The 19,011-nt window shown below is 69.5% G+C and carries 16 protein-coding genes and 1 pseudogene; 2 read left to right on the forward strand and 15 right to left on the reverse strand.

Annotated elements, in window-relative coordinates; all coding sequences use genetic code 11:
- Positions 1 to 16: 16 nt before the first annotated feature.
- The 9 genes from AAG689_RS07790 to AAG689_RS07830 form a co-directional block, all read right to left on the reverse strand.
- On the reverse strand, positions 17 to 1,147 hold the full coding sequence (locus tag AAG689_RS07790) for an ABC transporter substrate-binding protein (RefSeq protein WP_406625457.1): 1,131 nt from the start codon (positions 1,145 to 1,147) through the stop codon (positions 17 to 19).
- 49 nt (positions 1,148 to 1,196) lie between these two features.
- The gene (locus AAG689_RS07795; protein ID WP_406625458.1) at positions 1,197 to 1,973 is read right to left on the reverse strand and encodes an Asp/Glu racemase; all 777 of its coding nucleotides are present in this window, start codon (positions 1,971 to 1,973) and stop codon (positions 1,197 to 1,199) included.
- Entirely contained in the window at positions 1,970 to 3,214 is a 1,245-nt protein-coding gene (locus AAG689_RS07800; RefSeq protein ID WP_406625459.1) for a D-amino acid dehydrogenase, read from the reverse strand. The genes AAG689_RS07795 and AAG689_RS07800 overlap by 4 nt, the downstream gene beginning before the upstream one ends.
- Before the next feature lie 26 nt (positions 3,215 to 3,240).
- A complete protein-coding gene (locus tag AAG689_RS07805) occupies positions 3,241 to 3,588 on the reverse strand; it encodes a RidA family protein (protein ID WP_024001189.1) in 348 nt (115 codons plus the stop codon).
- Positions 3,589 to 3,978: 390 nt separating this feature from the next.
- Complete coding sequence (locus tag AAG689_RS07810; RefSeq protein WP_406625460.1) at positions 3,979 to 4,866, reverse strand: LysR family transcriptional regulator; 888 nt, start codon at positions 4,864 to 4,866, stop codon at positions 3,979 to 3,981.
- 42 nt (positions 4,867 to 4,908) lie between these two features.
- Positions 4,909 to 5,733 (reverse strand): HpcH/HpaI aldolase/citrate lyase family protein, encoded by an 825-nt coding sequence (locus AAG689_RS07815; RefSeq protein ID WP_406625461.1) that lies wholly within the window; start codon positions 5,731 to 5,733, stop codon positions 4,909 to 4,911.
- Positions 5,730 to 6,701: a Bug family tripartite tricarboxylate transporter substrate binding protein gene (locus tag AAG689_RS07820; protein ID WP_406625462.1), complete on the reverse strand. Its 972-nt coding sequence runs from the start codon at positions 6,699 to 6,701 to the stop codon at positions 5,730 to 5,732. Before AAG689_RS07820 ends, AAG689_RS07815 begins: the two co-directional genes overlap by 4 nt.
- Positions 6,702 to 6,743: 42 nt before the next feature.
- The gene (locus AAG689_RS07825; RefSeq protein ID WP_406625463.1) at positions 6,744 to 7,958 is read right to left on the reverse strand and encodes a CaiB/BaiF CoA transferase family protein; all 1,215 of its coding nucleotides are present in this window, start codon (positions 7,956 to 7,958) and stop codon (positions 6,744 to 6,746) included.
- A gap of 110 nt (positions 7,959 to 8,068) precedes the next feature.
- Positions 8,069 to 8,935 (reverse strand): LysR family transcriptional regulator, encoded by an 867-nt coding sequence (locus tag AAG689_RS07830; protein WP_406625464.1) that lies wholly within the window; start codon positions 8,933 to 8,935, stop codon positions 8,069 to 8,071.
- Positions 8,936 to 9,038: 103 nt separating this feature from the next.
- On the opposite strand from AAG689_RS07830, the gene bla reads away from it, so the two are divergent.
- Positions 9,039 to 9,926, forward strand: a complete 888-nt coding sequence (bla, locus tag AAG689_RS07835; protein WP_406625465.1) for a class A beta-lactamase — start codon at positions 9,039 to 9,041, stop codon at positions 9,924 to 9,926.
- Here the strand turns inward: bla and argA are convergent.
- A complete protein-coding gene (gene argA, locus AAG689_RS07840; protein WP_406625466.1) occupies positions 9,913 to 11,259 on the reverse strand; it encodes an amino-acid N-acetyltransferase in 1,347 nt (448 codons plus the stop codon). The genes bla and argA overlap by 14 nt on opposite strands.
- Before the next feature lie 284 nt (positions 11,260 to 11,543).
- Between argA and AAG689_RS07845 the strand changes: the two genes are divergently transcribed.
- Positions 11,544 to 13,466, forward strand: coding sequence for a diguanylate cyclase domain-containing protein (locus tag AAG689_RS07845; protein ID WP_406625467.1), 1,923 nt, complete (start codon positions 11,544 to 11,546; stop codon positions 13,464 to 13,466).
- 35 nt (positions 13,467 to 13,501) lie between these two features.
- Here the strand turns inward: AAG689_RS07845 and AAG689_RS07850 are convergent, their stop codons facing one another.
- The 5 genes and pseudogenes from AAG689_RS07850 to nirJ form a co-directional block, all read right to left on the reverse strand.
- Entirely contained in the window at positions 13,502 to 14,656 is a 1,155-nt protein-coding gene (locus AAG689_RS07850) for an acyltransferase family protein (protein ID WP_406625468.1), read from the reverse strand.
- Positions 14,657 to 14,780: 124 nt separating this feature from the next.
- On the reverse strand, positions 14,781 to 15,386 hold the full coding sequence (locus tag AAG689_RS07855) for a class I SAM-dependent methyltransferase (protein WP_406625469.1): 606 nt from the start codon (positions 15,384 to 15,386) through the stop codon (positions 14,781 to 14,783).
- A gap of 34 nt (positions 15,387 to 15,420) precedes the next feature.
- Positions 15,421 to 16,164, reverse strand: coding sequence for a Crp/Fnr family transcriptional regulator (locus AAG689_RS07860; RefSeq protein ID WP_406625470.1), 744 nt, complete (start codon positions 16,162 to 16,164; stop codon positions 15,421 to 15,423).
- Positions 16,165 to 16,209: 45 nt separating this feature from the next.
- Positions 16,210 to 17,796, reverse strand: coding sequence for a cytochrome D1 domain-containing protein (locus tag AAG689_RS07865; protein ID WP_406625471.1), 1,587 nt, complete (start codon positions 17,794 to 17,796; stop codon positions 16,210 to 16,212).
- Positions 17,789 to 19,008 (reverse strand): annotated as a pseudogene (gene nirJ / locus AAG689_RS07870) (heme d1 biosynthesis radical SAM protein NirJ). Before nirJ ends, AAG689_RS07865 begins: the two are co-directional and overlap by 8 nt.
- Between the last annotated feature and the right edge of the window lie 3 nt (positions 19,009 to 19,011).

Genomic DNA, 19,011 nt, shown 5'->3' on the forward strand with positions numbered 1-19,011 from the left:
CGCGAAAGGGCGTGGGTCAGCGCGGCGCGAGCTTGCCGCCTTCGAACTTGAGCTTGTCGTAGGGCGGGTCGACGCGCTGGCGGTCCTGGTCGAAGCGGATCGTGCCGGTCACGCCGGGAAAGCCCGTCGCGCCGATCTCCTTGAGCGCGGCCTGGATGGCCGCGGGCGTGGTGGCCTTGGCCTTCTCGATGGCGGCGGCGGTGAGCAGCACGCCGTCGTAGCCGTAGCCGGTGTAGGAGGTCTTGAAGCCCTCGGTGTACTTGGCCTTGAACGCATCGGCATAGGCCTTGCCCGCCGCACCCTGCACCGAGCCCAGCTCCATGCCGATCTGGCCGTTGGCGATGGCGGGCGGCGTGTCCGACAGGCTCATGCTCATGAGGATGGCGTACCAGGGCGTCTTGCGCAGGCCCAGTTCCTCGGCCTCGCGGTTGATGACGGCTGACTCCTGGCCGTAGGCGGTGTAGACATAGGCGTCGGGGTTGCTGCGCGACATCTGCTGCAGCTCGCGCCGGTAGGTGGACTGGCCGGCGGTGTAGAGCACCTCGGTCACCACCTTGCCGCCGAGCTTCTCGAACTCGGCCTTGTAGCCTTCGAGCACGCCCTGGCCGTAGGCGTTGTTGGGCGCGATCACGGCCACCTTGCGGTAGCCCTGATCCCAGGTGTCCTTGGCCGAGAACTGGTTGCCGAAGTTCTCCAGGCCCACCAGACTGAACGAGGTGGCGCCGAGCTGGCGGATCTTGGTGCTGCTGCTGGCGATGTTCAGGTGTGTCACGCCTTCCTTGACCAGGTACTGCGCCATGGGCAGGGTGATGCCGGAGGAGTATTCGCCCATCACCACCGGCACCTTGTCCACGGTGGCCAGCTTGCGCGCGGCGTTCAGCGCCGTGGTGGGGTTGCCACCCGAGTCCTCGATGATGATGTTGAACTTCTTGCCGAGCACGCCGCCCTTGGCGTTGACGTGCTCCACACCCAGCATGATGCCGCGGCGCACGTCTTCGCCCACCGTGGCGTTGGCGCCGGTGAGCGACAGCACGGCGCCGATGTTGACACTGTCCTGCGCCCAGGCGGCGGTGCCGGCCAGGGTGAGCAGCGAAGCCGCGGCCGCGATGCGGGCGCGGCGGAATCCGGGAACGCGAGAGGAACGCATGGTGAACTCCTGTGGTGAGGGAAGGGAATGCCGTGGGGCGATGGGGAACTCAGATGTCGAACAGGCGGCCGAACTGCGGCAGCGCATCGCGCACGCCGGCCAGCCGCAGCGCGTGCCAGGCCATGGCGGAGTTGCTGGCGACGACGGGCTTGCCCAGTTCCTGCTCCACGCTGTGGATCAGCGCGGCCATGCGCAGGCTGGTGCACGAGACGAAGACGGCATCCACGTCGCCGTGCCCGCCGGTGGCCAGGATGGCCGCGCGCAGCGAGGCGGCGTCGATGCGCGCCACCTCGTTGTCGTTGCCGTGGTTGAAGGTGCCGATGCGGCTCACTTCCAGCCCGCAGCCCTGCAGGTGCCGCTCGAAGAGCTGGTTCACGCTCTGCACGTAGGGCGTGATGAGCGCCACGCGCCGGGCCCCCAGCGCCTTGAGGCCTGCCACGGCGCCGGTGATGGGCGTGGTGACGGCCACGCCGGGGCGCGCATTGCGGATGCGCTGGGCCACCTGCTCCTCGCCGATCACGATGGAGCCCGAGGTGCAGCCGAAGGCCACCACCTGCAGCGGCACGTCGGGCACGATCAGCTCCACGGCGGCGGTGATGTCCTTCTCCATCGCGGCCAGCGTGGCCGGCGAAATGTCGGGCGAGTTGTACATGCGCGACTCGAAGAAGGCCACGCCGGGCAGGTCGATGATCTGGCGCCACTCGTGCTCCAGCGTCTGGTCGGTGGCCAGCACCACCAGGCCGATGGCGGCGCGGGCCATTACGCCCTCGTCCATGGTGAAAGGCAGCACCGTGCAGGTGCTCTTGGGGGTGGCGGTGTCGTTCATGCGAGGGTCATTCCGGTGATGTCGATGGCCGGCTTGCGGCCGTCCATCAGGTCGGCCACGATCTGCGCGGTGCCGCAGGCCATGGTCCAGCCCATGTGGCCGTGGCCGGTGTTCAGGAACAGGTTGCGGTGTCGGCTCGCGCCCAGGATGGGCGTGTTCTCCGGCGTCATGGGGCGCAGGCCGGCCCAGTAGTCCGGCTGGCTCCAGTCCGCGCCGTTGGGAAATAACTGGCGCGCCGCACGCAGCATGGGCTCGAAGTCGCGCGGGGTATGGCGCGTGTCATAGCCGCTGAACTCGGCCGTGGCCGTGAAGCGCAGCCGATCGCCGAAGCGCGCCCAGGCCACGAGGTTGTTCTCGTCCACGCCCGCGAGCGTGGGCGGCAGGTGCCCCGCGCCGATGGGGAAGGTGACCGAGTAGCCCTTGACCGGATAGATCGGCAGGCTGTAGCCCAGCGGCCGCGCCAGGATGGGCGAGTAGCTGCCCAGCGACAGCACATATTCGTCCGCCGTGACCGGCCCCGCGCTGGTGTGCACGGCCGCGATGCGGTCGCCCTGCGCCTCGATGCGGTCGATGGACGTATCCATGAGGAAGCGCACGCCCGCCGCGCGACAGCGCTCGGCCAGCGCGCGGGTGAACATGCGCGCGTCGCCGCTCTCGTCGCTGGGGCAGTAGATGGCGCCGGCGATGTGCTCGCGGGCCGCGGCCAGCGCGGGCTCGCGGGCGACCACGCCATCTGTGTTCAGCACGTCCAGGCGCATGCCGCCGTCCGAGAGAATGCGCATGTTGGCCTGGCCGCGCTGGAACGAGGCGGCGTCGCGGTACATGTAGAGCGCGCCCTGGCTGATGCGCTCGTACTCCAGGCCCTGAGCGGCCGTCAGCGCCTGCAGCCGCTCCTGCGAATAGCGGCACAGCACCAGCTTGCGGCTGGTGTTGATGCGCGAACGCTCGGCCGTGCAGTTCTGCAGGAATTTCCACAGCCAGACCCACATGTGCGGGTCGGCGTTGAGCTTCAGGCGCAGCGCCTGGCTGCTGTCGCGCAGCGAGCGCCACAGGATGCCGGGCGCGCGCGGCGACGCCCAGGTGTACGAGTGGCCCGGCGCGACCATGCCGGCGTTGGCATAGCTGGTCTCGGAGGCCGCCAGCGGCTGCCGGTCGATCACCGTCACCTGGCGGCCCTGTGCGGCCAGATACCAGGCGGTGGTGATGCCCGCGACGCCGGCTCCCAGAACGACGGTGTGCATGGAAAGGGTTTCCTTGCGGCCGTGCGTCAGAGGGCGGCCACCACGCCGATTTCCACCGTGTAGGGCGGGAAGGCGAGGGCCGATTCCACGCAGGCGCGCGCCGGCGCATGGCCTGCGGGCACCCAGGCGTCCCACACCTCGTTCATCTCGGCGAAGGTCTTGTGGTCGGCGAGCCAGATGGTGGCCTGCACGATCTTGGTCTTGTCGCAGCCGGTCTCAGCCAGCAGCGCGTCGATCTTGTCCAGGATCTGCTTCGTCTGGCCGGCCACGCTGGCCGAGGTGTCGTCGGCCACCTGGCCCGCCAGGAAGACGAAGCCGTTGGCCACCACGGCCTGGCTCATGCGGTTGTTGGTCTTGATGCGCTGGATCGTCATGCGAGGAATCTCCGGGTCGTTGAACAAAGGGCTGCCTTCACCAAGTGAAGACAGTTGTGCAGTCACTTCTATCCACTACCAAGAAGCGTGCCAGGTACAGGCAGTCTGGCTGGTCTGTTACTGCTATGGCGCATGCAAGTGGCTGATTTGCAAGGAAAATGTCCTTTGCAAGGTGCATTGCGCTGTTCCTGCAAAAGCCTCATCTGATTGATGGATATCAGTGTCTAATTAAGTGTAGACACTTGTGACTTTTCAGGTCAATGCAACGAGCTAATGGTTTTCACCGACACGGTGCACGGAGAACCAGCCTGGTGCGATGGCTGTCGCCACGGGCATGCGAACGCTGGCCGGGTGGCCGCAGGGCAGGAGGAACGGGAGGAGGACGGCGCCCTAGGCGAACGCGGAGCGCACGGCCGCGAAGGCGGCCTTCACCGGGCCGTCCTCGGCGCGGTGGGCCTGGGTGATGAACGACAGGTCGGCCGAGGTGGTGAGCTTGCGGACCACTACCGTGCCTTCCGTCTGCGCGGTTTTCAGCGCCACCGAGTCCCGTGCCAGCGTGAGGCCCACGCCGGACTTGACGAGGCCGAGCATCGACGCTTCCAGATCGACTTCCGCCACGATGTGCGGCTTGACGCCCGCCTGCGAGAACTTGCGCACCAGCATGCGGTGGTGCGTGGAGTGGGGCGGCGTCCAGATCCACGGCAGCGCCGCGATCTCCGCCCAGCCCTTGCCCTTGACGCGCTCGCGCCAGCCCTTGGGGGCCATGACGTAGTAGGTGAAGGAGGTCAGCCGCAGGGCGAGGATGTCGTCCGCATCCACCTCGTCGTTGCGCGGGCCGAGGTAGTAGCCTGCGTCCAGCGCGCCGCTGCGCACCTGGCTCAGCACCCAGCCGGACATGCCGTGGCGCAGCACGGTCTGCACGCGCGGGTAGCGCTCGACGAGGTGTTGCAGCGCCTGTCCGAGGCGGATGGTCTCGGGTGTGAGGACGGTGCCCATCGTCAGCCGGCCGGAGACGTCGCTCTGCATGTGTCCGGCGCGTCCCTCGAATTCGCCGATGGACGCCAGGATCTTCTCGGCCAGCGGCAGCAGGACGGCGCCGCTCGCACTGATCTTCAGGCCGCGCGAGGTGCGGTCGAACAGCGCGACCTTCAGGCTTTCTTCCAGCCCCTTGATCTGGAGGCTGACGGCGGGCTGCGTCAGGTGCAGGCACTGCGCCGCCCGGGTCAGGTTGCCCTCCCGGGCGATGGCGACGAAGGCGCGGATGTGCTGGAGGTCCATGGGATTGGCAAAAGCGCGCGCCCGGCCGGGGCGGCGCGCGGGTCAACGGGCGCGGGCGAGCAACTGGCGCGCCTGCTCCAGGACGGGGGCGTCCACCAGCTGTCCATCGACTTTAATGGCTGCGCCGCCCGCGTGCGCCGCGCCATCGACCACGCGCCGTGCCCAGGCGAGGTCTTCGGCGGAAGGCGCGAAGAGCGCATTGATGGGGCCGACCTGCGACGGATGCACGCAGAGCTTGGCGCCGAAGCCGAAGCGCTGGGCCCGGCGGATTTCGCCCTGCAGCGCCTCGCCGTCGTCCAGCGCCGTGCACACCCCGTCGACGGGGAGCTCCAGGCCGGCGAGCCGGGAGTGCATGAGGATGAGCGAGCGGAAGTGGTGCAGCGGCACGTCGGCGTCGGTGATGCCCATGTCCAGCATCAGATCGACCGTGCCGAACATCATGCACCGCACGGCCGGTGCGGCCGCGATGGTGTCGATGCGCGAGAAGCCCCGCAAGGTTTCCACGAGCAGGTAGAGGTCCTTGCCGGGCAGGGCATCGGCCAGGATGCCCAAGGCCTGCGCGCAGTCCGGCTTGGGCACGACGATGCCGTGCAGGCCCAGCGTGGCGCAGAGGCGCACATCTTCATCGTGCCAGGGAGTGGTCCTGGCGTTGATGCGCACCAGCAATTGCGTGCCCCGCGCATCGCATGCGGCCTTGAGGGCCCCTGCCTGCGCCGCGAGATGCGCGCGGGCCCGGTCCTTGTCGTCCGCGTTGACGGCATCCTCCAGATCCACGATGACGGCATGGGCGCCCGTGTCCACGGCCTTGGAGAAGCGGTCGGGCCGGGTGGCGGGCACGTACAGGAAGGAATGCATGCGCGTGCTCATTGGGGCCTGATGTGGGCGGCCTGGATCAGCCCGCCCCATTTCTTGATTTCCGCATCGATGAAAGCGCTCCAGTCCTTGGCGCTGCGCGGGTCCGGCAGCAGCCCGCGCGCGAGCATCTGGTCGCGCACCTGCGGCGTGTTGACGATGCGGGCGACATCCGCGCCGATGCGCTCGACCACGGCGGGCGGAGTGCCCTTGGGAACCATCAGCCCGCCCCAGCTCACAGCCTCGAAATCCGGATAGCCGAGTTCGGCGATGGTGGGCACCTTCGGCAACTGGGGCATGCGTTCGCGCGTCGCAACCGCGATCGGGCGCACGGTGCCTGCCGCGATGTGGGGCAGGGCGGATGCGACGCTGTCGAACAGCAGCTCGACCTGGCCGCCGATCAGATCCTGCATGGCTGGTGCGCTGCCCTGGTAGGGAACGCCGACCAGATCCAGTCCGGCGCGGTGCCGGAACAATTCCATCGACAGGTGCTGCGTGGTGCCGATAGGTCCGCCGTGGGCGACCGAAACCTGCCCCGGCTTGCTGCGCGCGGCGGCGACCACGTCTTCCAGCGAGCGGTAGGGCGATTTGTTGTTGGCCACCAGCATGATCGGCCCGAGGTAGACGCCGGTCACCGTATCGAAGTCCTTGACGGGGTCGTAGGGCAGTTTGGGAAACAGGCCCGGGTTGATGCCGACGGTGGACGACGGCCCGAAGACGATGGTGTAGCCATCGGGGGCCGCGGCCTTGCCGGCCGCCATGGCGGGAATGCCCGCGCCGCCGCCCTTGTTTTCCACGAAGACCGATTGCTTCCACTGCTGGGTCAGCCCATCGGCCAGGATGCGGGCCGAAATGTCCAGCGCATTGCCGGGCGGCGTGGGCACGAGGATCCGCACAGGCTTGCTCGGCCAGTCGGTCTGGGCGTGCACGGCAGGTGCAAAGGCGAAGGCGGCGAGCAGCGCCAGGCAGGTTCTTTTGTCCATGGTTGTCTCCTTTGTTGTGAGAAGGGTGTGCCGGTCAGGGCCTCAAATCACGCCGGCGCTCCGGAGTTCGGCGCGCTCCTGCCCGGATAGGCCCAGCAGTTCGCCGAAGACGGCATCGTTGTGCCCGCCCAGCGGCTGCCCGAGCCACTCGATGCCGCCGGGCGTGCCGGACAGTTTGGGAATCACGTTCTGCACGGCGAGCGGCCCGATGCGTGAGTCGACCAGGGTGATGTTCTCGCGCAGCTTGTACTGCGGGTCTTCGAAAATGTCGGCCACGCTGTAGAGCGTGGCGGCGGGCACGCCGCCCGCATCGCATTCGGCGAGCAGCTCGGCGCAGTCGCGCTGCGCGGCCCATTCGGCCACGCAGGCGTTCACCGCGCCGCGTTCGGCCAGGCGCGCCTGCACCGTGCCCCAGGCCTGGGGCGAGGCCAGCTCGGGCCGTCCCATGACGTGGGCGAGGCGCTCGAAGATCTTGTCGTTCGTGCAGGCGATGGCCACCCACTTGCCGTCGCGCGTCTGGTAGTGGCTGTGCGGCACGACGTTGACCGTGTCGGCCCCCTGGCGTTCGCGCACCTGGCCGGTCTGGTGGTAGACCGGCACCATCTCGTCGAGCACGCGGAACATGGACTCGTACAGCGCCAGGTCCACGCACTGGCCCTCGCCGGTCTGGTCGCGTGCGCGCAGCGCGAGCAGCACACCGATGGCGCCGTACATGCCCGAGCCATAGTCCGCGAGCGACGTGGAGCCCGGCGTGACCGGTACGCGCCCTGGCTCCCCCGCGAGGTAGGCCAGGCCCGAGAACGCGTGCGCCACGCGCGCGAAGCCGGGGCGGTTGCGGTACGGCCCTTCCTGGCCGTAGGCGGAGATGCGCACGAGGATGGCGCGCGGGTTGATCTTCTTGATCTCGTCGTAGCCCAGCCCCCAGCGCTCCAGCACGCCGGGGCGGAAGTTCTCCACCACCACGTCGCTGTGCGCGACCAGGTCACGCAGCAGGGCCTGCCCGCGCGCGTCGCGCAGGTTCAGCGTCACGCATTTCTTGTTGCGGCTTTCGTTGAGCCACATGAGCGTGTCGCCGCAGGCGGTGGGCGTGCCGAAGCGGCGCAGGGAGTCGCCCGTGCCGGGCGGTTCGACCTTGATGACCTCCGCGCCGAATTCGCCGAGGATGGTGGTGCAGAAAGGGCCGGCGACGAAGGTCCCCAGGTCGAGGACGCGGATGCCGGCCAGCGGCTTCTTGGAGGGGGCGTGTGCTTGTGTCATGTCGGATTCCAGGGTGGAGGAATCCTATGAACACGCCCCTGCCGGCGTCCATTGAGTTGTTTTTAACTGCGCCATAAGTCCCGCAAATACCGCTGGCGCAGTGGGGCGCTTCAGCCGGCGGAGGCCGTCTCTCGCAGCAGCCAGGCGCGGAACGCCTGCAGCGCCGCCGTGGGCGGGCGCGACTTGAGGCGGCACAGCCAGTATTGCCCCAGCGCGACGGTGTGGCCGAAGGGCTGCGCCAGCCGGCCCTGGCGCAGCTCGCGCTCGAACATGCGCACCGGCAGCAGCGCCACGCCCGCGCCCAGGGCGGCGGCCTCGGCCAGCGTGAGCGAAGAGTCGAACACCGCGCCGCGCAGCACCGGGCAGGGCGCGCCCGCGGCATCGAACCAGGCGGGCCACTCGTGGGCGCGGTAGCTGCGCAGCAGCACCTGGGCTGCCAGGTCGGCAGGGTGGTGCAGGCGCGCGGCCAGTTCGGGTGCGCACAGCGGCGCCAGCGGCGCGGGCAGGAGCCGCTCGGCATCGGTGCCGTGCCAGGCGCCGTCGCCGAAGCGGATGGCGCAGTCCAGCCCTTCGCCGGCCAGGTCCACGCGGTTGTTGTTGGTCAGCAGGCGCAGGTCCACGAACGGGTGGGCGTCCTGGAAGCCGCGCAGGCGCGGCAGCAGCCAGCCCACGGCGAAGGTGCCCACCACCCCCACGGTCAGCACCTCGCGCGGGCGTGCGTCGGCCATGCGGGCCAGGGCCTGCGCCATGCGCGCGAAGTTCTCCGTCAGCACGGGCACGAGCTGCAGGCCCTCGTCCGTCAGCGCCAGCCCGCGCGGCAGGCGGCGGAACAGCGGCTTGCCCAGCCGTTCTTCCAGGTTGCGGATGTGCTGGCTCACGGCCGTCTGCGTCACATTCAGCTCCTCGGCCGCGCGCGTCAGGTTCAGGTGGCGGGCTGCAGCCTCGAAGGCGCGCAGAGCGTTCAGCGGCAGGTGCATGGGTGCAGTTTTTCTGGGGTCTGGGCGCGATTATTGTCGATGGTCAGGCGACCGTGGCGCCGCTATCGTCGCGCCATTCCAACCCAGGAACCGAGGAGGAAATATGCAAAGACGGATGGTGATGGCGGGTGCGGCGCTGCTGCCGCTGTGGGGCTGTACACAGCCCAGGACCAAGAAAAACAGGGAGGAAGCCACGGCCCTGTTCGAACGCGAGGCGCGCCGCCTGGAGGCACGCGTGGGTGGCCGGCTGGGCGTGGCGGTGCTCGATACGGACACCGGCGCATTCGCCGCGCACCGGGGCGGTGAGCGCTTCGCGCTGTGCAGCACCTTCAAGCTGCTGCTGGCGGCGCAGATCCTGCGCCGCGTGGACGAGGGGCGCGAGCGGCTTGACGCGCGCGTGCGCTTCGGCCGCGGCGACCTCGTGGAGTATTCGCCCCGCACGGAGCCGCACGCGGGCGGCGAGGGCATGACGGTGGCCGAACTCTGCGAGGCCGCCATGGTGCTGAGCGACAACACCGCCGCCAACCTGCTGCTGCGCCGCCAGGGCGGGCCCGAGGGACTGACGGCCTGGCTGCGCACGCTGGGCGACGCGCACACGCGGCTGGATCGCACCGAGCCCACGCTCAACGACGTGCCGCCCGGCGAGGTGCGCGACACCACCACGCCGCTGGCCATGCTGCGCACCCTGCAGACGCTGGTGCTGGGCGATGCGCTGGCGCCGGCCTCGCGCGAGCGGCTGCAGGGCTGGCTGCTGGGCAACCTGACGGGCGACAGGCGCCTGCGCGCGGGCATGCCGCCCGGCTGGCGCGTGGGGGAAAAGACGGGGACGGCACAGGGCACAGGCAACGACGCGGGCGTGGTCTGGCCCGCGCAGGGTGCGCCGGCCGTGGTGGCCTGCTACCTCACCGAATGCCCGGCCGCACCGGCGCTGCGCGATGCGGCCATCGCCGAGGCGGGGGCGCTCGCGGCCGCGTGGCTCAGAGCCGCTTGACCAGCACCTGGCTCTTGCGATCCCAGTTGTACTTGCGCTTGCGCGCGTCGGGCAGCCAGTCGGGATCGACGGGCGAAAAGCCGCGCTTGATGAACCAGTGCATGGTGCGCGTGGTGAGCACGAAGATGCTCGACAGCCCCAGCAGCCGCGCGCGCTGTTCGATGCGCTTGAGCAGCTTCTCGCCGTCACCCGTGCCCTGGCTCTGCGGCGAGACGGTGACGGCGGCCATCTCGGCCGTGCCGGCCTCGGGGTAGGGGTAGAGCGCGGCGCAGCCGAAGATCACGCCGTCGTGCTCGATCACGGTGTAGGCGGCGATGTCGCGTTCGATCTCGGTGCGGTCGCGCTTGACCAGCGTGCCGTCGCGCTCGAAGGGCTCGATGAGCTGCAGGATGCCGCCCACGTCGTCGATGGTGGCCTCGCGCAGCTCCTCCAGCTTTTCGTCGATGACCATGGTGCCGATGCCGTCGTGCACGTAGATCTCCAGCAGCAGCGCGCCATCCACCGCGAAGGGCAGGATGTGGCTGCGCTCCACGCCGTGCTCGCAGGCGCGCACGCAATGCTGCAGGTAGAAGCCCACGTCGGTGGGCTGCGCGGGCGGGGGCAGTTGGGCCAGCAGCAGGCGCGCGGCGGCCAGGGGCAGCTCGGTGTCGATGGGGTTGTCGTCGCCCAGCGGCTCCAGCGGGCGGGTGGCGATGCCGGGCAGCTCGGTGAGGAAGAGCAGCTTGTCGGCCTTGAGCTCGCCCGCCACGCGCGTGGCGACTTCCTCCATCGCCAGGTTGAACGCCTCGCCCGTGGGCGAGAAGCCGAACGGCGAGATGAGCACCAGCGCCTGCGATTCCAGCGCGCGGCGGATGCCCTCCACGTCCACCTTGCGCACCAGGCCGGTGTGCTGGAAGTCCACCCCGTCCATGATGCCCACCGGCCGCGCGGTGAGGAAGTTGCCCGAGATCACCCGCACGCGCGCGCCCGCCATGGGCGTGTTGGGCAGGCCCTGGCTGAAGGCGGCCTCGATCTCGTAGCGCAGCTGGCCCGCGGCCTCCTGCGCGCAGTCCAGCGCCACGGAGTCGGTCACGCGCATGCCGTGGGAGTAGCGCGGCTCGTGGCCCTTGAGGCGCAACTGCTCGTTGACCTGCGGGCGGAAACCATGCACCAGCACGATCTTCACGCCCATGGCCTGGATCATGGCCAGATCCTGCACGATGCTCTGCAGCTTGCCCGAGGCGATGGCCTCGCCCGTCAGGCCCACCACGAAGGTCTGGTTGCGGAACTTGTGGATGTAGGGCGCCACCGACCGGAACCAGGGCACGAAGGTGAAGTTGAAGACGGCGGACATGGCGTGGGCTGCAAAAGCGGAGCGCGCAGTGTAGCGGCTGCATGGGGCCTGGATTTGATGCTATCGATACAATAGCTGGCTGCGCTTGCTGCAAGCGCACATGAGGCGATTTTTCCGATGAAAGCGCCGCGCGCCAAGCGCCCGCAGCTATGGAAATGCTAGCGCCTGTTGCGCGGCCCCCACGCGGGCGGCGACGCCGCGGCGGCAAACCCGCTGGCGGTTCTTGCCGATAATGCTATACATTTTGAAACGACTTGCGGCCGTGATGCCCGGAGAGCCATGCGATGACGCCCGACCAGCCCGTGGGTGAGGTGCCCGAAGGAGCCCGCTCCGCGGCTTTGCCGTGGCATGCGCGCATCGACGTGCCGCTTACCCTGCTGATCGTGCTGGTGTGCGGCGCCCTCATCGCCGGGCTTTGGCTGACCACGCTGCAGCGCATCCTGTCCGAGCGCGAGCAGGCGGTGGCCGCGGCGATGAAGTCCAACTCCAACCTGGCCATCGCCTTTGAGCAGCAGGTGTTCCGCACGCTGAAGTCCGCCGAGCAGGTGGCCGCCTTCGTGCGCGAGCAGTACCGGCGGGAGGGCTCCAGCATCGACCTGGGGCAGTGGGTGATGCAGCACGTCATCCGCGAGTCGATGTTCAACATCGTCAGCGTGGTGGACGCCAGCGGCGCCATCGTCAGCAGCAGCCTGCCGACGGGACACGTGAACTATGCCGACCGTGCCTTCTTCCAGGCGCAGCAGCGCGCCGAGAGCGACGAGCTGTACGTGAGTGCGCCGGTGCTCGGCCGCGTGACGGGCCGCTGGCAGATCCCCATGTCCATGCGCATCACGCGGCCCGACGGCGGCTTCGGCGGCGTGGTGGTGGTGTCGGTCGATCCGGTGAACTTCACCGACTTCTACCGCCAGGCCGACCTGGGCGGCCAGGGCCTGCTGGAGCTGGCGGGCACCGACGGCATCGTGCGCGGCCGCAAGACCGGCGGGCAGGCCAGCTTCGGCGGCGACGCGCAGGGCCTGGCGTGGTTCCAGCGCCAGGCGTTCGATTCCGAGGGCGGCTTCGTCGACGGCGGCGAGGGAGTGGATGGCGTGGCCCGCATCCTCAGCTACCGCGCCGTGGCTGGCTACCCGCTGATGGTGGCCGTGGGCACGGCCTACGACGACGAGATGGCGCCCGTGCTGCAGCGGCGCGCCGTGTACCTGGTGATGACGGCCTGCGCCAGCGTGGCGCTGCTGGTCTTCGCCGCCGTGCTGATCCTGGTGCTGCGGCGCCAGCGCGCCGTGGCCGATGCGCTGCGCACCAGCGAGGCGCTGTTCCGCGCCACCTTCCACCAGGCGGCCATGGGCATCGCGCACATCGCACCGGACGGACGCATCCTGGGCGCCAACGACAAGTTCTGCCGCATGCTGGGCTACAGCGGCGACGAGCTGCGCAAGCGCACGGTGTTCGAGCTCAGCGACATGGACCGGCGCGAAGAGGCGCGGCAGTTCCTGGCGCACCGGCTGTCCGCCCACGCGGCGGTCTTCTCGCCAGAGATGGAGAAGACCTACCGGCGCAAGGACGGCACGGTGCTGTGGGTATGCGAGGCGCTCGGCGTGGTGCGCGACATTCAGGGGCGGCCCGAGTTCCTGGTGGCCGTTACGCAGGACGTCACGGCCCGCAAGGACCTGGAGGCGCGCCTGTCGCACGACGCGCTGCACGACGCGCTCACCGGGCTGCCCAACCGCGTGATGTTCCATGACCGGCTCTCGCAGGTGCTGGAGTCCGCACGCCGCTACGGCCGCCGCGCGGCGGTGCTGTACATCGACCTGGACGGTTTCAAGGCCGTCAACGACAGCCGTGGCCATGCGGCCGGCGACGCCCTGCTGCAGCAGGTGGCGCGGCGCCTGGAGGACTGCGTGCGTGCGGAGGACACGGTCTCGCGCTTCGGCGGCGACGAGTTCGGCATCGTGCTGGCCACGGTGAACCGGGAGCAGGACTGCGAGACCGTCGCCCTCAAGGTCATCCAGGCCCTGTCGATGCCGTTCCAGTTGCAGGGCGATGCGGTGAGCATCTCGGCCAGCGCGGGCGCGGCGCTCTACCCCCTGCACGGCACCGACGCCGAGACCCTGGTGGCCCACGCCGACCGCGCCATGTACGCGGCCAAGCACCTGGGCAAGAACCGCTTCAGCTGGGAGCCCTCGCCGCGCGGCAATGCGCAGCGGTTCTGAGGGAGTGCTATCGAATCAGGAGCTGGTCGCGCCTGCTATTCCAGGGTTCCCAAGGTGATGGGCACCACGGACAAGGACAGTCCAGCGCAGGCAGCTACGGTTCTGATAGCGCCTGCCCGCCGCCGCGGGAGCGCGTCGCGCCGGCGCAGGCCCCAGCGCTCCACCGTGTGGTACGACAGCGCAGCGAGCAGCAGCGAGACCGCCAGCCCCAGCACCACCACGGCGGGCCAGGGCAGGTCGGCGCGCAGGTAGCGCACCACCGGGTAGTGCCACAGGTACACGCCGTAGGACAGCCGGCCCAGCAGCACCAGCGCCGGTGCGCCCAGCGCCTCGTACACCGCGCCGCGGCGCTGCAGCACGGCCACCAGTACCAGCAGGGTGGCGCATTCCACCACCGTCATGCCCCAGACCATGGCGTTCATGTCGTCCCAGCTCTGGGCCATGAGCAGCGGCACGGCCAGCACCAGCCACATGCAATGCGCCAGCCGCTGGCGCAGCCAGAGGAACCAGGCCGGCTGCTCCAGCACCAGGGCGGCCAGCAGGCTGCCCATCAGCAGCCCCGTGGCGCGCGTGTCGAAGCGGAAGAACACCTCGTAGAACTGCTGGCCTTGCGCCACCCACAGCACGCGCCAGGCCCAGCCCAGCAGCCACAGCCCCAGCACCGGGCGCCACAGCTGCCCCGGCGGCGAAAAGCGCACCAGCAGCACGAGCAGCGGCGGCCAGGCGAGGTAGAAATGCTCCTCCACCGACAGCGACCACATGTGCAGCAGCGTGTCCGGGCTGTCGAAGAAGGCGATGCCGTAGTCCGCCAGGTAGAGCAGCGACACCAGCGCATCGGAATAGACGTGCGCCAGGCCGGGCCACAGCAGCGGCGCGAATGCGCAGTACGCCAGCAGGAACAGCGCCAGCGCCGGCATCAGCCGGTACAGGCGCCGGCGGCAGAAGCGCCAGTAGTCGATGCGGCCCTCGCGGCGCAGTTCCTGCAGCAGCAGCGAGGTGATGAGAAAGCCGCTGAGCACGAAGAACAGATCCACCCCGTAGAACGCGCCGTCGAACATCGGCGCGTGTGCGTGCGAGAGGATCACCAGGACGATGGCCACGCCGCGCAGCCCGTCCAGCGCGGGGTTGTAGGGAAGGGCGGCCGGGCCGCCCGCATGAGGGGGATTGCTGTTGTTCTTGGTGTGCGCCAAAACCTGAAACTCCGTTGACGGCGCCGGGCGCGCAGGTCCCGGCGAAGCGGCGGATTCTAGAGAAAATCAGGGTTTGCGCGGATTGCCAAGTGTTAATGGGACGATGTCCTACAGGGCGCCACGATCAGGGCGCAGCGGACTCCAGGGCGAACAGCGGCACGTCGGCCCGGCGGCTCAGCCACACGCCGCCGCCCATCTCCCGCGCATGCTCCGACAGCCCCCGCCGGTACAGCGACGCGCGGTGGCGGAACAGGCGCGGGTCGGTCAGCGTCTCGTCGATGATGTCCTGCTCGTAGTCCTCGCGCGTGACCGCCTCCACGTACAGCGCGCCCTGGCACAGCCGGCCCAGGTTGGCCAGCGCGGCCTTCAGGTCGGCCGGGCCCAGGTAGGGCAGCACGCCCTGGCAGATGACGAAGTCGAAGGGCGCCGTGGCCCGGTAGTCGACCACCGAGCCGCGCTCCCAGCCGTAGCGCTGGCACAGGTAGTCGCTGTACTCCACGCCATGGTAGGCCGCGCCGGGAAAGTGCCGCTCCACCGCCTCGCGCCACAGGCCGATGCCGCAGCCCACGTCCAGCACGCGCCGCACCGGCACGCGCAGGTACTGCAGGTAGGCGCAGACGAAGTTGCCCAGCCGCTGCGTGTGCTGCGCGTCCACCACGCGGGTTTTCTTGTCGAAGTAGTAGCGCTGGTAATACGCCTCGTCGAACCATTCATCGCTTGCCGATTGCACGCTGGGCTTCTCCTGTTGAAGCAGCGAGTATCGGCTACAGGGGATGGCTGGCCAGGCGCGCGGCGTCGGGGATGTGGATGTCGCGCTTGTCGATGCGGATCAGCCCGGCCGATTCCAGGTCGTGCAGCACGCGCGAGAAGTATTCGGGCGTGATGGACAGCCGCGAGGCGATGGTGGCCTTGCTCACCGGCAGCGACACGCTGCGCGCGCCGGGCGGGTGCGCCGCTGCCTGTGCGGCAGTGGCGGCCAGGGCCAGCGCGGCGGCGTCTGCGGCGTGCTCGGGCAGGGCGTGCAGCAGGTAGCCGATCACGCGCTGCGCACCGCTGTGCAGGGTGTAGGTCTGCACGTCATGCACCAGCCCGTGCAGGCGCCGGGAGATGCCGGCGAGCATGCGCATGGCAAAGCGCGGGTCGTTGCCGATCTCGCGCACCACGGCGTCCTTGCCGACGGACAGCAGCAGCGTGTCGGCCAGCGCCTGGGCGTTCACGATGTAGGGCTTGCCGGTGAACATCAGCGCCTCGGCGAAGCTGATGCCGGGGCCGGCCAGCTCGATCACCTTCTCCTGCCCCGAGGGCGAGAGCGCGAACAGCTTGACCTGGCCCGTCACCGTGACGTGGAACTCCTCGCATGGCTGGCCCACGTGGAAGATGCCTTCGCCGCGCGCATAGCGCCGCAGGCGGCAGCCCGTGGCCAGGCGCTGCAGCTCGGGCAGCGTCATCTCCTGGAACAAGGGCAGGGCCGCGAGGTAGCGCGCGATGTCGAGGTGCGAAATATCCATGCGCCGGATTGAAGGGGAATTCGCTCTGTACGTTCGTGACGTGCGTCAATGCGACGTGCCTTCGCTGCGCGTGATCTTGTTCCACACGTTGTATTTGCCCACCGGCTTCTTCATGGGCAGGCGCTTGACCTCCTGGAAGGTGGCGGCATCGAAGACGACGAGGGCGCCGTCCATCTCCCACACGCTGGCCAGGGCGTAGCGCCCGTCGCGCGTGAACTCGATGTGCGCCAGCGTCTTGCCCGGCTCGCGCACCTGGGCCACCGGCTCCAGCGTGCGCTTGTCGATGATGGTGAGCGTGTCCTTGGCGGCGGGGCTCATCATCGAATCCGTCCAGGCGTAGGGCGTGTCCTCGTGGCTGCGCATGAAGAAGCCGGGGCCGGGCGTCTTGAGGGTGCGCACGGTCTTCCAGGTCTTCATGTCGATCACGTCCACCGCGCCGCCGCCCAGGTTGGGGCTGGCCAGCACGGTGGTGCCGTCCCACGCGAAGGTGATGCCCGAGCCGAGGTGCGGCATGCCGGCGATGGGCAGATCGGCCACCTTGCGGCGGATGTCGAGGTTCACCACCTGGGCGCTGGCCGCGCCTTCGCCCTGCTTGGGGCGCGTGGCGCCGAGCACGTGGCGGTAGCTCTGGTCGAAGAAGAAGTCGTCCAGCGGCTCGCTCAGGGGCGTGCGGCGCACGCCCAGGTAGCCGGGCTTGGCGATTGCTTCGCCCATCTTGTAGTCGTGCACCAGGCCGTCGTGGATGGGCCCGGCCTGCGGGTCGTAGGAGATTTCCCAGATCTCGGGAATGTCCTTGAGCGCCACCACGAAGCTGTGGCGCGGCGTGGCGTCGTAGACGGCCGAGACGCGCGAACTGGCCTTGCCGTCGAGCGTGGCGGCGCCGTAGGTCTTGACCAGGTTGAGGTCGGCGTCGAACAGCGCCAGCGTGTGCGGCAGGTAGTTGGCGGCCATGACCCAGCGCCCGTCGCCGCTCACGGCCACGTTGCGCATGTTCAGGCCGGCGCGCACCTCGGCCACCACGGCCAGGCGCCACAGGTCGTATTTAGTGATCCAGCCGTCGCGCGAGCCGAAAAACACGTAGCGTCCGTCGGGCGTGAACTTGGGGCCGCCGTGCAGCGCGTAGCGGCTGGCGAAGCGCGTGATGACCTCGAAGCGGTCGCCGTCGAGCAGCGAGACGTGGTGGTCGCCGCCCTCGACGACGACGAACAGGTTCATCGGGTCGGCGTCCCACTTGGGCTTGACGGGTTCGTCGGCCGGCAGGGGCGTGAAGCTGCGCGAAGCGCGGATGTCGGCCTCGCCCCAGCGCGGCGCGGGCACCACGGGCGTGCGCACCCAGGCGGCCAGGGCGGCGATTTCGTCCTGCGTGAGCTGGTCCGCGAAGCCGGGCATCTGCGTCGCCGGGCGGCCTTGCTGGATCACGCGCAGCACCTCGGCGGGGCGCGTGCGCTCCAGGCTCTCGGGCAGCAGCGCCGGCCCCATCAGGCCGGTGCGCTGTGCGCCGTGGCACACGGCGCAGTGCTGCTGGTACAGGGCGGGGGCGTCGGGCTTGGCGGGCGCCGGGGCCTGGGCCAGCGCGGCAAGGGAGGCGAGGGCGGTAACGGCGGCAAGCAGGGGGCGGAGGGTTTTATGCATGGGCGATCTCGATGGTGCGGCGCGCGTGCTTCTTCACGGGCGCCTCGAAGGGCGTGCTGGCGGCGCCCACCTCGGCATCGCCGAGGTAGCAGCCCGGGTCCTCGAACCATGGGTTGCCGGTGAGCTGCTGGGCGCGCACGCGCGTGTTGCCGTTGCAGATGGCAAGGTACTGGCACGCCGCGCAGCGGCCCTGCACGGGGCGCGGGCGCTGCTTCAGGCCGGCCATGAGCGGGTCGCTGGTGTCGTTCCAGATCTGCGAGAACGGGCGCTCGCGCACGCTGCCCAGGTCGTGGTGCCACCACATGGTGTCGGGGTGGACGTGGCCCAGGTTGTCGATGTTGGCCACCATCTGGCCGCTGGCGTTGCCGCCCCAGGCCACCAGGCGCTGGCGCAGTGCGCCCTCCCACTGCGGCAGGCGTTGGCGCACCCATTGCAGCAGGTAGGGGCCGTCGGCGTCGTTGTTGCCGCTCACGTAGTCGTCCAGGCTGCCGGCCTGGGCGGCGGCCCAGGCGTGGTCGAACAGCAGGTCCATGGCGGCGCGCGTGGCCTGGTGGTGCGCATCCTTGTCGCGATGGATATTGCCGCGCCCGGCGTAGTTCAGGTGCGAGAAGTAGAACTTGTTGGCGCCCTCGTCCTGCATGAGCTGCAGCAGCGCGGGCAGGTCGTGCGCGTTCAGCGCCGTCATGGTGAAGCGCAGGCCCACCTTGACGTTGTGCGTGGCCAGGTGGCGGATGGCGGCCAGGCTGCGGTCGAACGCGCCGTCGAGGCGGCGGAACTTGTCGTGCGTGGGCTTCAGCCCGTCGAGGCTGATGCCCACGTAGTCGAAGCCCGCGCCCGCGATGCGCGCGGCCAGGGGGCGTCGATCAGCGTGCCGTTGGTCGAGAGACCGATGTAGAAGCCCAGGTCGCGTGCGCGCGCGGCGATCTCGAACAGGTCGGGCCGCAGCAGCGGCTCGCCGCCCGAGAGGATGAGCGCGGGCACGCCGAAGGCCTTCAGGTCGTCCATCACCGCGAAGACTTCCGGCAAGGACAGCTCGCCCGCGTAGTCGTGGTCGGCCGAGAGCGCGTAGCAGTGCTTGCAGGTGAGGTTGCAGCGGCGGATCAGGTTCCAGATGGCCACGGGGCCGCGTGCGTGGCGCTCGCGCGGCGTGGGGTATTGGCCGGTGGCTTGTGCCTGGGCGAGTTCGCGCAGGTACTGGCTGATGCGGAACATGGT

Origin of the sequence: Acidovorax sp. SDU_ACID1 (genome assembly GCF_045291395.1) — a bacterium.
GTDB lineage: Bacteria > Pseudomonadota > Gammaproteobacteria > Burkholderiales > Burkholderiaceae_C > MR-S7.

Bases quoted from the DNA above. Each gene is read 5' to 3' on its own strand.
- AAG689_RS07810 (WP_406625460.1), bottom strand. From the start codon at position 4,866: ATGGACCTCCAGCACATCCGCGCCTTCGTCGCCATCGCCCGGGAGGGC.
- argA (WP_406625466.1), bottom strand. From the start codon at position 11,259: ATGTCCGCCGTCTTCAACTTCACCTTCGTGCCCTGGTTCCGGTCGGTG.
- AAG689_RS07845 (WP_406625467.1), top strand. From the start codon at position 11,544: ATGACGCCCGACCAGCCCGTGGGTGAGGTGCCCGAAGGAGCCCGCTCC.
- AAG689_RS07820 (WP_406625462.1), bottom strand. From the start codon at position 6,701: ATGGACAAAAGAACCTGCCTGGCGCTGCTCGCCGCCTTCGCCTTTGCA.
- bla (WP_406625465.1), top strand. From the start codon at position 9,039: ATGCAAAGACGGATGGTGATGGCGGGTGCGGCGCTGCTGCCGCTGTGG.
- AAG689_RS07800 (WP_406625459.1), bottom strand. From the start codon at position 3,214: ATGCACACCGTCGTTCTGGGAGCCGGCGTCGCGGGCATCACCACCGCC.
- AAG689_RS07805 (WP_024001189.1), bottom strand. From the start codon at position 3,588: ATGACGATCCAGCGCATCAAGACCAACAACCGCATGAGCCAGGCCGTG.
- AAG689_RS07815 (WP_406625461.1), bottom strand. From the start codon at position 5,733: ATGAGCACGCGCATGCATTCCTTCCTGTACGTGCCCGCCACCCGGCCC.
- AAG689_RS07825 (WP_406625463.1), bottom strand. From the start codon at position 7,958: ATGACACAAGCACACGCCCCCTCCAAGAAGCCGCTGGCCGGCATCCGC.
- AAG689_RS07865 (WP_406625471.1), bottom strand. From the start codon at position 17,796: ATGCATAAAACCCTCCGCCCCCTGCTTGCCGCCGTTACCGCCCTCGCC.
- AAG689_RS07860 (WP_406625470.1), bottom strand. From the start codon at position 16,164: ATGGATATTTCGCACCTCGACATCGCGCGCTACCTCGCGGCCCTGCCC.
- AAG689_RS07790 (WP_406625457.1), bottom strand. From the start codon at position 1,147: ATGCGTTCCTCTCGCGTTCCCGGATTCCGCCGCGCCCGCATCGCGGCC.
- AAG689_RS07830 (WP_406625464.1), bottom strand. From the start codon at position 8,935: ATGCACCTGCCGCTGAACGCTCTGCGCGCCTTCGAGGCTGCAGCCCGC.
- AAG689_RS07795 (WP_406625458.1), bottom strand. From the start codon at position 1,973: ATGAACGACACCGCCACCCCCAAGAGCACCTGCACGGTGCTGCCTTTC.